This window comes from Psychrilyobacter sp. (assembly GCF_037132775.1).
Lineage (GTDB): Bacteria > Fusobacteriota > Fusobacteriia > Fusobacteriales > Fusobacteriaceae > Psychrilyobacter.
Genome location: NZ_JBAHZY010000106.1, coordinates 1 through 13,592 on the forward strand (window position 1 = coordinate 1; position 13,592 = coordinate 13,592).

Below are 13,592 nucleotides of genomic sequence, written 5' to 3' on the forward strand. Positions count from 1 at the left end.
ATAGACAATAGGTTCTATATAGTGAGAATTTTCCTTAGAAGCCATGGAGGACACACAATTTGGACTGGTTGGACAGGGATAAAATTCCCCTTCCATCATTCCTGTTTCTTTTTTTTGGGCAGATGCGCATCCTACCAGCAGCAGTAATGATAATATTAATATATATTTCATAATCTTCCTCCCTATGTGCTGTGTACATGTTTAAAAATTAACAACTTAAAAAAACTTTTCTTTTTATACAGATTATATTGATTGGTTTTAATTGATGTTAATTATTATTCTTGGTGACTAATTTTTTTAAATTGATTTTCTCTCATTCCAAGTATACCCAAGTTTATCTTAAGATCCAATAAATTTTATATAAAAAGGAGCTGGAAAATTCCAGCTCCCAATAATTTTATTAAAATTATTTATTCTTTTTCTTTTTTCCCAATAATTCTTTTCCAGAGATCCCAGGATTAGTCATGTTATATATATCTAATATAATATCTAATTCCTTATCCGTTAATAATCCTTTTTCTATTGTAAGTTCTCTTACAGTTTTTCCTGTTTTTAATGATTCTTTCGCAATTTCAGAAGCACTCTTATACCCTACATGTGGGTTGATAGCAGTTATAATTCCAATTGAATTTTGCACCATTTCTTTAGTTCTTTCTGCATTAGGAGTGATTCCCTTGATACAGTTATAGTTCAGTGTTTGAGCACCATTTTTTAAGATTTGAATAGACTGAAATAAGTTAAAGAATAATACTGGTTCAAATACATTTAACTCCAATTGTCCAGCTTCTGCAGCCTTAGTTATTGTAAGGTCATTTCCAAATATTTGAAATGAAACTTGGCTCATTACTTCAGGGATAACTGGATTTACTTTTCCTGGTATGATAGATGACCCTGGCTGTTTCATAGGTAAGTTGATCTCAAAGAATCCTGCTCTAGGTCCAGATGCCATCAATCTAAGGTCATTTGACATCTTAGATAAGTTTACGGCACACACTTTTAATGCTGATGATAACCATACAAAACCATCTAAGTTTCTAGTTCCATCTACAAGGTCTGTACTCTGCTTAAAGTCCATCCCAGTTACTTCCCCTAATTTAGCAGCGATATCCTTTACATATGTAGTATCTGCATTTAATCCAGTTCCTACAGCTGTAGCTCCCATATTAACAAAGTAAAAATCTTCCAATGTTTCCTTTATTCTTTTTATATCTCTTCTTATAGGTCTAGCATAGGCTTTGAATTCTTGTCCCAATCTAATAGGGATTGCATCTTGAAGATGAGTTCTTCCCATCTTGATAACATGGTCAAATTCTATTCCTTTTTCATACAAAGATTCTTTTAAACCCTCTAATTCACTTAGTAGTGATTCACATAACTGTATTACAGTTAGTTTTCCACTTGTAGGAATTACATCATTCGTTGATTGCCCGTAATTAACATGATCATTTGGATTAACAAATTCATATTTTCCTAACTTTCCACCCATAAGTTCATTGGCTCTGTTAGCAATAACTTCATTGATATTCATATTCATAGAAGTTCCTGCTCCACCTTGAATTACATCTGTGATAAATTGATCATGGAATTTTCCATCTATGATCTCTTCACTGGCACAAATCATCGCTTCAGCAACATCTTTATCTATTACTCCAGCTTCTAAGTTCATAAGTGATGTAGCTTTCTTTACCATTGCCATTGACTTGATAAATGTAGATGATAATTTGTATCCTGTGATACCAAAGTTATTTCTCCCTCTGAGTGATTGGATTCCATAGTATGCATTTGCAGGGATTTCCATTGTTCCCAATGAGTCTCCTTCAGTCCTAAATTTAATCATTTTAAATTCCCCTTTTAATATTTAATATTTTCAAATTAAACTTTCTTTCTAGTGACAAATAGTATCTCCCTGCAATTCAGGATGGGAAACACATAAATTTTATTGTAATTATTGTTTTCTGATTAAGTTATTCTCTATAGCGATCTTCTTAACAGTTTCAGCTACTACTGATGCTACTCTTTTATCAAATGGACTAGGAATAATGTAGTCTGCTCTTAATTCCTCTTCCTTTAATACGTTGGCAATACCATATGCCGCTGCTATCTTCATCTCATCATTGATTACTGTAGCTCCAACTTCTAAAGCCCCTTTGAACAATCCTGGGAATGCCAATACATTGTTTACTTGGTTAGGGTAATCTGATCTACCTGTTCCTACTACTGCTGCTCCAGCTTCTAAAGCATCTTCAGGCATGATCTCAGGTGTCGGATTTGCCATAGCTAAGATAATAGGATCTGCATTCATAGATCTAACCATATCTTTAGTTACCATTCCTGGTGCAGATACTCCTACAAATATGTCTGTTCCCTTCATCATTGCAGCAACGGTATCTTCCTCTAGGTTTTCTGGCGTATCAATGATATTTTGATCCAATAATTCTTTTACTAAAAATTTATATTTGTCATATTTATCCTGCGTTACAACACCCTTTAAGTTATAAGCATATAATGATTTAACTCCTAATCCCTTAAGCATTCTAGCGATAGATGATCCCGCCGAACCGGTACCGATCATAGATACTCTTAAATCAGATATATTTTTTCCTAATAATTTGCATGAATTTATTACTGCAGCTGTAGTAACTATTGCTGTACCATGCTGATCATCATGGAATACAGGAATATCTAACTCTTCTATTAGTCTTCTTTCTATCTCAACACATTTAGGTGCTGCTATATCCTCTAAGTTTATTCCACCAAAAGTAGGAGCTAATAATTTGCAAGTTCTAATAATTTCTTCCGTATCTTTAGTATCTAAACAGATAGGGAATGCATCTACTCCACCAAATTCTTTGAATAAAATTGCTTTTCCCTCCATTACAGGTAATGCTGCCTCTGGACCGATATCTCCCAATCCTAAGACTGCTGTTCCATCTGTGATTATTGCAACCATATTTCCCTTAGCAGTGTATTTATAAACATCATTTTTATTCTCTGCAATTCTTTTACAAGGTTCTGCCACACCTGGTGAATAAGCTAGACTTAAATCCTCCATAGTCTTTACAGAAACCTTTGAAACAACCTCAATCTTACCCTTGTTTTCGATGTGCAATTTTAATGACTCTTCATATACTGACATAGTTATACTCCTCCGCTTTTCTTATTTTAATGACTCTTACCCTTAGTCTATCTCTATAAGGGGGTTTTTACTAGCTTTTTTTAATTTTTTTATTATTTATTTAATTTTAAAAAAAATTATAGTTTTCTCTAAATTGATTTTCACACTTATGTTCTTTTTGACCCATATCATAGAAATTGTTTCTATATCTATATCATTTATAATATATCATTTACAACTATGGTAGAAAAGACTTCAATTTTTATAGCTAAATGTATATTACAAAAACTTATAAAAAATGTCAATGTTTTTTTGAATAAGATTATTCATTTTTTTTGTTTTGAATAATTACAACCTTTTATTATTCAAAACAACACAATTAAAGGTAAAATGGACGTTTAATATATAAGAGAGATTCTTGACAAATGAGAAGAAAAATTATATCCTAAATCAAATATAAAAAAATAATTTTTTTTAGGGAATAGGTTGTTTTACAGGTAGTTAGAAGGAGGAGATATGAAAAAAAACAAGTTTAATTTAGAGGAAAAAATTCAAAAAATGGTATCGAATCTTCCACCGAAACAGAGAAAGTTGGCAGGGTATATTTTGAAGAATCTAAAGCCGTGTGCCTTCATGACCTCTACAACTCTCGGGGTAGCTGCAGAGGTCAGTGAATCTACAGTAATAAGATTTGCTTCATATATGGGATATAAAGGATATCCAGCTTTTCAACAGGAGTTGAGAGAATCTTTAAAAAATCAGTTGTCGGCTCTGGATAAATTTTCCATAGAAAGAGTTGAAGACACATCTACCGTCTATCAAGAGATCTTTGAGTCGGAGGTAGGAATAATCAACGGGACACTAAAGGAGTTATCTTCCAAAACATTTAATAATGCAGTGGAAGCCCTTTGCGATAAAGAGAGCATTCTCACGGTAGGGTTTAAGGGTTCTTACTGTCTTTCTAGCTATGCAGGGTATAATCTTAGCAAGATCCATGCTAAGGTACTCATTATAGATGAATGGAACGAGAGATGGTTTAATTATCTAAATGATCTAAGTGAAAATACGGCAGCTATACTCTTTGGGTTTCCAAGATATCCCCAGAATGTGGTAGCAATAGCGGAAATTCTCAAAAAAAAGAAAGTTCCCCTGATAGTGGTTACGGATAGCGTGGTATCACCTCTAGCTGAATACGCAGATTTTTTGTTCATTATTCCTGTAAAAAAAGCCTTCTTTGTGGATCATCTTTCTGCAGTGATGTGCCTCATCAATGCTCTTATTTTTTCCCTCTCCCACAAAGATAAGGAAAAAACAGAAAAATATCTTAAAAGATTTGAAAAATTTGCAAATGAAAATAATTTTTTTGTGAAAAGTAATTAAAAATATTTAATTCCGACATAATATATTAAATTTAAAAAATTATAATAATCCATTTGAATAATTTTCCAATAATACCTACAAACATAAGTATTCATTTTTTATAATAAATATTTTAGATAAAATTGTATAACTTAAAAAACCCCTTCTTTAACTACCCTAGTACTTTTGTACGAGGGTAGTTAAATAAGGGATTAGAGAACAAAAATTATTTATATTACTAAACGTTCTATAATTTTCTATTTAATTAATCTTCAATATTATATTCTTTTTGACCCATTTCATAAAGGTCATTTCCATAGATATCATTTATAACGATAGCAGGAAAATCTACTACTTCCATCTTTCTAATAGCTTCAGAACCTAGATCATCATATGCAATAACTTCAGCTTTTGTAATAGATTTTGCTATAAGAGCTGCTGCTCCACCTACTGCTGCAAAATATATAGCTTTATGTTTTATCATATATTCTTTTACTTCATCACTTCTAGCACCTTTCCCAATCATTCCCTTTAATCCAACTTCGATTAATTTTGGTGCAAATGAATCCATTCTGTAAGCAGTTGTAGGTCCTGCACTTCCAATTGCATTTCCTGGTTTAGCAGGAGTTGGTCCTACATAGTAAATTATTTGTCCCTTTGGATCAAATGGAAGTTCCTTTCCTTCCTCTAATAATTTTACTAATCTTGCATGGGCTGCATCTCTTGCTGTATATATAATCCCAGTAATCTTTACTGTATCTCCGGCTTTTAATTTTTCTATATCACTATCTTTTAATGGTGTTGTTAATTTCATAATTACCTCCTGTTTTAACTCTTCCTCCTAGGTTTCCACTTTTGCTCTTTAGCATCATAAATAAGGAGAAAAAAATAGTTATAATTTTATAAGATTATTTCCTTATGTCTGGCAGCATGACAATTTATGTTTATAGCAACCGGCAGTGATGCAATATGACAAGGATAAGTTTCTACCTTTACAGATAGGGCTGTATTCCTTCCACCTAAGCCCATAGGTCCTACGCCAGTTTTATTCACTAGCTCTAATAATTCATCTTCTAATTTAGCATTTATAGGATTAGAGCTACTGTCATTTACATCTCTCATTAGAGATTCTTTAGCTAATAATGCAGCTTTTTCAAAAGATCCACCTATTCCTACACCTACAATGATTGGAGGACATGGATTGCCGCCAGCTTTTTTAATTGTTTCTACAACAAATTCCTTGATACCTTCAATACCATCAGCTGGTTTTAACATTCTGATAGCACTCATATTTTCACTTCCGCCACCCTTTGGAGCTACGATAATTTTCACCTTATCACTTCCAGGCACTAACTTCATGTGGATAATTCCAGGGGTATTATCTTTTGTATTCACTCTGTCTAAGGGATCTTTTACAACAGAATTTCTCAAGAATCCCTTTTTATAACCCCTTCTGATTCCTTCATTTACAGCTTCATAGATATCTCCATCTATGTAAACCTCTGTACCAATTTCTAAAAATACTACTACTATTCCAGTATCTTGGCACATTGGTACTTGATTTTCTTGAGCAATTTCATGATTAGTTATGATTTGATTTAAGATATTCTTTCCTACAGGAGAAGCTTCGGTTTTAGCTATTCTTTTTATATTATCTAAAACATCTGATCCCAGATAAAAATTTGCTTCCATACACATTTTTTCTACAGCATTCGTTACTTTATTTAGATCTAAATTTTTCATACAATCACCTCTCGAATTATTTATTACGGTATTATTTTTTCAATGTTTCTCATCATCATCGAAACAAAATTCTCTTTAATAATACACCATTTAACTTTTTTTTTCAATTAACTTAATGACAGTTTATAAATATATATAGGTATCAACAAGAGTGATAAATCGTATATATGGCTTTTCTTAAATTTCATTGTGAATAGTGTAAAAATAAAGTATAATAAATTTAGTATATTTATGCAGGAGGGAATGATTTGGAAATTTTTGAAAAGATAAAGTATAATAATTATGCACTTTGGATAGGTGATAATATTAATAAAAAATTAAATATTCCTACAAAAAATGAGTTGGCCTTAAAAATTTATAGGGGACTCCATGAAGATATAAAGGAAAAAGTAGCAAACAAGGAAAGATTGACCGAGGTTTCTCAAATATTTTTGGATAGTGCTACTGGAAATATGATGAATCTAATCTCGTTTCTCAACGATGAATTAGAATTAGAGGGTAAATCTAATCCCTATTCCTACCTTTCTCAAATAAGTGAGATAGATACCATTATTACCCACGACCATTCTGAAATTTTAGAATCTATATGGAAAGATGGAGAGATTCACAATATTTTTTGTGAAAAAAAAATTACAAGATCTAATATAAATTTATTTAAAATTCTAGGAGATTATAGACATACAGAACGAATAATATTAACTTCTCAAAATATGAGAAAGATAAAAAAATTGAAATTATACGACCATTTTTGGAAAAAATTAAATGGAGCGTTGAAGGATAAAAATTTAATTTTATTAGGAGTCAACCTAGATGAAGATACTAAAGATATTCTTACTTTGGTGTTTTCTAAAATAAACTTATCTAATACAGCTAGATATTTTGTAACTTCTAACCCCGTCTCTATGGAAGATGAATCATGGTTAATTTCAAATGAATTTGAATTTATCTATGAGGATGATCTAAATTTCATAAAAAAAATGGCTTTATATTTTAATAATGAAAATATAAATCCTATCCATGTAGAAATAGAGGTAGAAATGGTTGAAGATAGAGAAAAAATTCAAGCAATAGAAGTTGAGGAGAATAATAGGTTTCAAAAAAGTGAATTAGATACTGAAAATTTAGAAGAAAACTTAGAAAAAGTAATGGTTAAAGAGAAAATAAGTGAAAACAAAGAAGAAAAACAATTAAAAATGTTTGAGAAAGAAGAAGTCTTAGTGATTGATGAAAAATCAGAAAATCTAGAGATTGAACCAATAAAAGAGGAATATACCGTAGAAAACCTGGAGATCCTCCTCTATCTCAATGGAAACACACTGAAAGGGGAGATAATCGAAACAGAAGTTAGAAATAGACAGAGAAGGTTAGTTGAATTTAGAGAAAAAAGATCTCCAGCTTACAAAGTTGATGATTTTTCTGAGATCAACCATTATAAAGCGTTAGAGATAAAGATCCCCTTTGAATCTGCCGACCTTCCTCAAATAAAATTAGAGAAGAAAAAATTCACTGGAAAAGTGGATATAAGGTGTAATGACCAAACAATCTATCATGTTTCACTTAAATCTCATGTGTCAGGGAAATATCAAGTTGTAGATTTTAAAAATCATGATTTCTATTTAAGACTTCTATTAGACGGTGACAATGTCATGAGGTTTACCTATAAAATTTCTGAAAATACCGTTAATATAAAGGGTAGAAATATATATATATTCTTTAAAAATTTATTTGGTGGGTTTGAATTGAATTTTAAAAATAAAAAAATTAGTGGGAATTTTAAGATTATTTCAGATGAAGATATGGAAAAATTAGATATAATTCTTGAGACAATAGATAGATATCTGTCTATAAAAAATCGTATAAAAATTAGAAATATTAATTTAAAAGAACTCCTAAAAAATACCAGGAGTTTACAGGTTCTATTTAGTTATTATAATAATACCCCTAAGGTAACCACTGGAAATATTACCATCAGGACTAATTTTTCAGGGGATACAACTGAAGTAGAAAACCTTGTATTAAGCTACCCTGTCACTATCAACTTTCTAGGATTTACAAGATCATTTATAGAATCAACTGAGATTGAAATAGATGGTTCAAATATCACCCATGTAGGAGATCAATTGGAAGTCCAGGCTTTCAATATTATTCAAAATATAACATATAAAGAAATTATAGAGTAAAAATAGAGGGGAATGGTCAAATGACCATTCCCCTCTTATAAGTCAATTTTTTATTGCCTTAATAGACTGAACTTCTAAATATTCAGGTCCTGAATCTACAGGATATCCATCTTTTAAAGTTCCCCTTACTTCTACTTTTTGCCCTTCATACTCATCCAAATTAATTTTTTCACCACTTAAAGCAGTCAATGGTTTTCCTATATCACCTGACAAAACATGGGTACCGTACATCCAAGTAGACATCTGGATCGCGGTTAAAATCCCCTCTCTCTTTACCCCTTCATCCTACATCCTATTTGAGATGCACCCTCCTAAAATCATGAGATATACAGCTATTAAAACTAATTTTCTCATAAAACCTCCATCTAATATTTATAAAAATAACTGCCACCTATGAATTCCTTTAATATGGAATTATCTGGAACTAATTCCTTATCTATCCCCCTGAAGTAACTCAAAAATTTTATGAGTCTTATGGCTTCCTCATAGTGCTGACTGGATGAATCGATCTTCTTCAACTCCTTTGTTGCATATCTTTTCAACACACCTAATTCATATATTAAGTTGGAGTTAAATATGGCATCGGCTTCCTCTTGGTATGGGAAAATATTTTTTCTCTCCCCTTTTTGTATGGAATCCCACATATCCAATGTTCCATGGGCAGAAGTCCCACGAGATAATGAATCTCTCACAATCCTCCTTAATTTCCTAACTTCACTAGTTGGAATCCGATTGTGATTATCGATATTTAATGCAGTCAAACAACTTATATAGATCTTAAATTTATATTTTTTCTCGATATGGCTGGTTAATTTTTCATTTAAGCCGTGAATTCCCTCAATTAGTAGGAGTCCATTTTCAGAAAGTTTAGTTAAGACACCTTTCAATTCTCTTTGTCCGGTGTGAAAATTATATATAGGAATTTCCACTTCCTTCCCTGCTGTTAATTTAACTAGATGTTCATTTAATAAATTTAAATCCAAACCTTCTATAGATTCAAAATCTTTTTCACCGTTTTCGTCTAAGGGTATATATTTTCTACCTCTATAATAATTGTCCAAAGATATTACCACTGGTTTTATTCCATTTGCCCTTAACTGAATAGCTAGCCTTTTGGTAAATGTAGTTTTCCCTGATGATGAAGGTCCAGCTACCGTAACTAATTTAATGTCCTTACAGTTAGTTATCTCATCTGCTATATAAGCTAATTTTTTTTCATGTAATGCCTCGTTGACTCTGATTAGTTCCCCAATATCACCTTCTAGGCTAATTTTATTTAATGCTCCTACATCTGGAATATCTAATATTTCAACCCATCTCTCACTCTCACAAAATATCTTTGCTAATTTAGGGTGATCTAGAGTTTTTGGAAGGGTATATACCCCTTTTTTCACAGGAGCTTTTAAAATTATTCCGTTATTATCCTCATATTTTAAAATATCAAATAAATTTATATAACCAGTACTAGGGAATAATCCATTGTGGAAAAAGTCATAGAATCCATCCATTTCATACATACTTATATCATGATCGGGGGAGTATTCCACCAATCTCGCGATATCTTCTCTACGATCAAAGCATGAATTGTTAACAAATTTATAACTCTTCATATCTTGTTTTTTTATAGGAAGGTCCGAATGGATTATTTGACTCATCCTTTCTTTAATAAGCTGGATATCTTCCTCTGTAATATTTCTTTTCCCTACGATTTCTCCTAAAACACCATTATTTAGTGAATGAAGTATCTTAACTTTTGAATTTGGAAATAGATCATTTGTAGCTTTAATAAATATAAATTTTAATGTTGAAAAATATTTTAGGTTCATAGTTCCCCCCTCTAGTGCAAATTACTTTATTTTTCTGGGTAAGCTTGATCGTAGGTTTTCTAGAAATTTATCTATCTGTTTAGGTTCGGTTTTCCTATATCCTAGGATATTCAAACTATGCTTTTTACAGACTATATGTAATGGGAACTCTGGACCTTTTTCTCCATCTATATCGGTGCGGAGTTCTTCAGCACAATCTATCCTGACATTGTTCGTTCTAAAATAAGATATTCCATTATCGCTATCTTCTAGATGATTTCTAATTAAAAAATTTAAAAATGATTTAGTTGTATGCACTAGATCCGCTTTTACTATTATTACATCTAGCATCCCGTCATCCAATTTTGCTTTATACGCAATGTTTATATTTCCTGCTGTTCTACCGTTAAAAATAAATACTAAAAAAGCATCTCCTACATAAAAATATTCCTTTCCCTCTACAAAGATCTTTAATTTTTTAAATTTTGGAAGTTCCTTGATTCCATTGATGTAGTAAGCTAGTTTCCCCATGGTATTTTTTTGGTTTGTAGGGGTATTTTGAGACACTTCTGTAAATAATCCAAAACTCAATACATTTATAAAAAATTTTCCATTGACATATCCTAAATCAATTTTTTTTACTTCAGAGGTTATTATCTGTTCACAAGCTTCTTTTAGGGAACTGGGGATACCTAAACATTTAGCAAAATCATTGGCTGTTCCAGTTGGTAAGATTCCAACTGGCAGGTCTATTTTCTTTTTTTTCATCATATTGATACTATCGCTGACAGATCCATCCCCACCAGCTAGGAGGAGATGGTCCCATCCCTCATCATTTAAATCTGTGAAAGCATCTTCTAAAGAAGCTTCATAGGAGATTCTAAATGGTATTAATTGATAACCATATTTTTGGTATACCCCTATTATTGTATCTATCTGATTTATTATCTTATTATTCCCCGAAAAGGGGTTATAGATTAACTTTACTTTTTTCACCTTATCACCTCTACACTTTATGTTTACAAGTTTTCTTTTCTGTAATTCTATTATACTACAAAAGGTGAAAAATAATAATAGCTAGACTCTTAGTTAACTATCTCCATTCCTCTAACTTTAGCTTTCCCTCTGCTTTTTCTTCTATTCTTGCGAGAAGATATATAAGATCAGAAAGTCTGTTTACATATTCTTTTATTTCCTCACCTATTTCTGCCTCATCTGCCAAGGATAGTATTCTTCTTTCCGCTCTCCTGGTTACGGCTCTTGCTATATCAAGTTTAGCTGACTGCACCGTCATTCCCAGCACTACAAAACCTTTAAACTCAAGGTCTCTTTCTAGTTCATAGACCATGTTTGTTATATGATCGACATGATATTTTTCAATCGCTTTACTAAACACACCTACAGTCGCTAGACTTCCTCCCACCCTAAATAAATCATGTTGTATCCTTTCTATTATCTCTTTTACTTTCTGTACTTTTACATAATGCTTTGCTTCTCCAAGATGTGAATTCAGTTCATCTATTGTTCCATAGGCCTCCACCCTGGCATTGTTCTTAGCTACTCTCTCTCCGCTCCAAAGAGATGTTTTTCCTTTATCTCCACCTTTAGTACTTATAGACATAAGATCCATTCCTCCTTTAAGATATATTTTTATCTCAATAACTTTATACCACACTTAGATAAAAATCCTGTTATTGAAGGGTCCATCCTATCTATAAACATAACATTAAAAAACAAAAAAATTGCTCTATAAGTAAACCGTAGCCTTTGACCAAAGAATGATTCGATAGGTGCATTGTCCCAATAGTTTCCTTTTCTAGACATTTATTGTTTGATGTTTTTCTTTTTTAATAAAGATTGAAATTTAGGATTTGTGTAGTGAACTCCTTGATCGGAATGTATAAAACATCCTTCAGATAATTTAAATCTTTTTCTACATAATTTTTCTATAGCATTCGTGGCTATTTTTAATTTTAAGTTGTCTGAAATTTCATAAGCTAGTATTTCATTGGTTGATTCATCCTTTATCGTTGATAGGTAAGCTAAGAAATCAATAAACGGAATTTTTAGAGATTTTAGAACTAGTAATGTTTTGTAAATCTGTAGAATGAGTAGATCTAGTTGACGCAATTAAAAAATTTGAATATGTTTCAAGAAGGTTTTTATTCATCGAAGTTCCTCCTTTAAATGTTGTTACTAGGAGTTTATTTCTTTTTCAGAAAAAAATCTACCGTGAAACATCAGTTAATATAATAAAAAAAAACCGTTTTTAAAAAACTGTTTTTTTTTATTTTTTGTAGCAGTTAGGTGTTCCTACAGCTATTATTCTTGTTTTCATACTTGTATTATTCCCCCAATTATGAAGAGATTGAGAGGTATAGTGCGCGCTATCTCCCGGGAATAGAGTTTCTTCCCTGTCCTCCATCACAAGGGTAAGAATTCCTTCTAACACATATATGAATTCCTCACCATCATGGGAGTATCCCTTTAATCTTTCTTGTTTCTCCTTTGGCAAAATATCTATCATTCTTGGTACCATATCCTTATCTGTAATGTTATTACTTAAATGGTAATGAACAAACTGTGAATTAACTAATTCATAAACTTCCTTTTCATACCCCCGCATTATTACTGTTTTTTCATTTTTTACTTTCACTTCATGAAAAAAATAAGTAAGTTTCACACCTAGTTTCTCTGAAATTCTCTGAAGTACATCCACTGAGATAGTTGTAAGACCTCTTTCTAACTGGGATAAAAAACCTGCAGATAGATTTACTGCTCCTCCTAATCCCCTTAGTGTCATTCCCTTATTTATTCTCAGTTCTTTTATCTTTTCTCCTATATTGTCTAACATATATATACTCCTTATGTATCTTTACTCTATGGCAATAGTATACTAGATATATAAACAAAAGTCTAACGTTAAAATATTAATTTTATTATCAATAATGCTCCTATTATCTCAAAATAGGTGGGGTCTTCCTTGCACCCTCTGCAAATACGGATACATAGATATAAGATAAAAATCAAAAGAGAATACCCTTAAAACACTATATGTTAGAGGTATAAAAAGTACAATAAGGAATATTCCAATAAAGAAAGCTTTCCTCTCAAAACTACATATCTTTGTAGTTTTGGATTTTATGGTAGAAGTGAGAGATCCCGTATCTATGGTGGTATGCTTGATAAGAACCACCGCCAGTTAAGAGCCTTATCACTAGTCGTGCAAATAAATAATTATTATTTCACCGTTTTCAACTTAGCCATAAAATGTCTTAGGACCTTTGGCTCTTCCTCAATCTCATACCCCTTTATTTTATCCCTTCTCTTATAGATATTAACCAGTGCCTTAGCCACCACATCCATATGATTATTGGTATATACCCTTCG

General features: G+C 31.7%; 11 protein-coding genes and 1 pseudogene. 2 read left to right on the plus strand and 10 right to left on the minus strand.

The features are described 5' to 3' along the window. Window positions 1-406: 406 nt before the first annotated feature. Together V5784_RS07020 and V5784_RS07025 are read right to left on the minus strand one after the other, a co-directional pair. Window positions 407-1,837 carry an aspartate ammonia-lyase gene (locus tag V5784_RS07020; RefSeq protein ID WP_336888321.1) on the minus strand — a complete coding sequence of 477 codons (1,431 nt, stop codon included), beginning with the start codon at window positions 1,835-1,837 and terminating at the stop codon, window positions 407-409. 108 nt (window positions 1,838-1,945) lie between these two features. Next, window positions 1,946-3,136, minus strand: coding sequence for an NADP-dependent malic enzyme (locus V5784_RS07025; RefSeq protein WP_336888322.1), 1,191 nt, complete (start codon window positions 3,134-3,136; stop codon window positions 1,946-1,948). Window positions 3,137-3,631: 495 nt separating this feature from the next. Between V5784_RS07025 and V5784_RS07030 the strand changes: the two genes are divergently transcribed. Beyond that, window positions 3,632-4,495, plus strand: a complete 864-nt coding sequence (locus V5784_RS07030) for a MurR/RpiR family transcriptional regulator (protein ID WP_336888323.1) — start codon at window positions 3,632-3,634, stop codon at window positions 4,493-4,495. A gap of 244 nt (window positions 4,496-4,739) precedes the next feature. On the opposite strand, the gene V5784_RS07035 is transcribed toward V5784_RS07030, so the two are convergent. Next, complete coding sequence (locus V5784_RS07035; RefSeq protein WP_336888331.1) at window positions 4,740-5,291, minus strand: Fe-S-containing hydro-lyase; 552 nt, start codon at window positions 5,289-5,291, stop codon at window positions 4,740-4,742. An 83-nt stretch (window positions 5,292-5,374) separates the two neighbouring features. After that, on the minus strand, window positions 5,375-6,217 hold the full coding sequence (locus tag V5784_RS07040) for a fumarate hydratase (protein ID WP_336888324.1): 843 nt from the start codon (window positions 6,215-6,217) through the stop codon (window positions 5,375-5,377). Window positions 6,218-6,465: 248 nt separating this feature from the next. Here V5784_RS07040 and V5784_RS07045 point away from each other — a divergent pair, with 248 nt between their 5' ends. After that, window positions 6,466-8,397, plus strand: a complete 1,932-nt coding sequence (locus V5784_RS07045) for an SIR2 family protein (protein ID WP_336888325.1) — start codon at window positions 6,466-6,468, stop codon at window positions 8,395-8,397. 42 nt (window positions 8,398-8,439) lie between these two features. Here the strand turns inward: V5784_RS07045 and V5784_RS07050 are convergent, their stop codons facing one another. From V5784_RS07050 to V5784_RS07075, 6 genes and pseudogenes are all read right to left on the minus strand, one after another. After that, window positions 8,440-8,640 (minus strand): hypothetical protein, encoded by a 201-nt coding sequence (locus tag V5784_RS07050; protein ID WP_336888326.1) that lies wholly within the window; start codon window positions 8,638-8,640, stop codon window positions 8,440-8,442. A 122-nt stretch (window positions 8,641-8,762) separates the two neighbouring features. Then, complete coding sequence (locus V5784_RS07055; protein WP_336888327.1) at window positions 8,763-10,223, minus strand: nucleoside kinase; 1,461 nt, start codon at window positions 10,221-10,223, stop codon at window positions 8,763-8,765. A 21-nt stretch (window positions 10,224-10,244) separates the two neighbouring features. Next, entirely contained in the window at window positions 10,245-11,198 is a 954-nt protein-coding gene (locus tag V5784_RS07060) for a YegS/Rv2252/BmrU family lipid kinase (protein WP_336888328.1), read from the minus strand. Between the two features lie 97 nt (window positions 11,199-11,295). Further along, window positions 11,296-11,823, minus strand: coding sequence for a cob(I)yrinic acid a,c-diamide adenosyltransferase (locus tag V5784_RS07065; RefSeq protein WP_336888329.1), 528 nt, complete (start codon window positions 11,821-11,823; stop codon window positions 11,296-11,298). A gap of 206 nt (window positions 11,824-12,029) precedes the next feature. Next, window positions 12,030-12,245: pseudogene (locus V5784_RS07070) on the minus strand (DDE-type integrase/transposase/recombinase); the annotation flags it as partial. 244 nt (window positions 12,246-12,489) lie between these two features. Continuing rightward, window positions 12,490-13,056 (minus strand): XRE family transcriptional regulator, encoded by a 567-nt coding sequence (locus V5784_RS07075; RefSeq protein WP_336888330.1) that lies wholly within the window; start codon window positions 13,054-13,056, stop codon window positions 12,490-12,492. Window positions 13,057-13,592: the final 536 nt, after the last annotated feature.

What these genes read in the sequence shown, in the direction of transcription:
- V5784_RS07040 (WP_336888324.1), bottom strand. Translation starts at nt 6,217, where the DNA reads ATGAAAAATTTAGATCTAAATAAAGTAACGAATGCTGTAGAAAAAATG.
- V5784_RS07075 (WP_336888330.1), bottom strand. Translation starts at nt 13,056, where the DNA reads ATGTTAGACAATATAGGAGAAAAGATAAAAGAACTGAGAATAAATAAG.
- V5784_RS07030 (WP_336888323.1), top strand. Translation starts at nt 3,632, where the DNA reads ATGAAAAAAAACAAGTTTAATTTAGAGGAAAAAATTCAAAAAATGGTA.
- V5784_RS07050 (WP_336888326.1), bottom strand. Translation starts at nt 8,640, where the DNA reads ATGTCTACTTGGATGTACGGTACCCATGTTTTGTCAGGTGATATAGGA.
- V5784_RS07065 (WP_336888329.1), bottom strand. Translation starts at nt 11,823, where the DNA reads ATGTCTATAAGTACTAAAGGTGGAGATAAAGGAAAAACATCTCTTTGG.
- V5784_RS07020 (WP_336888321.1), bottom strand. Translation starts at nt 1,837, where the DNA reads ATGATTAAATTTAGGACTGAAGGAGACTCATTGGGAACAATGGAAATC.
- V5784_RS07025 (WP_336888322.1), bottom strand. Translation starts at nt 3,136, where the DNA reads ATGTCAGTATATGAAGAGTCATTAAAATTGCACATCGAAAACAAGGGT.
- V5784_RS07055 (WP_336888327.1), bottom strand. Translation starts at nt 10,223, where the DNA reads ATGAACCTAAAATATTTTTCAACATTAAAATTTATATTTATTAAAGCT.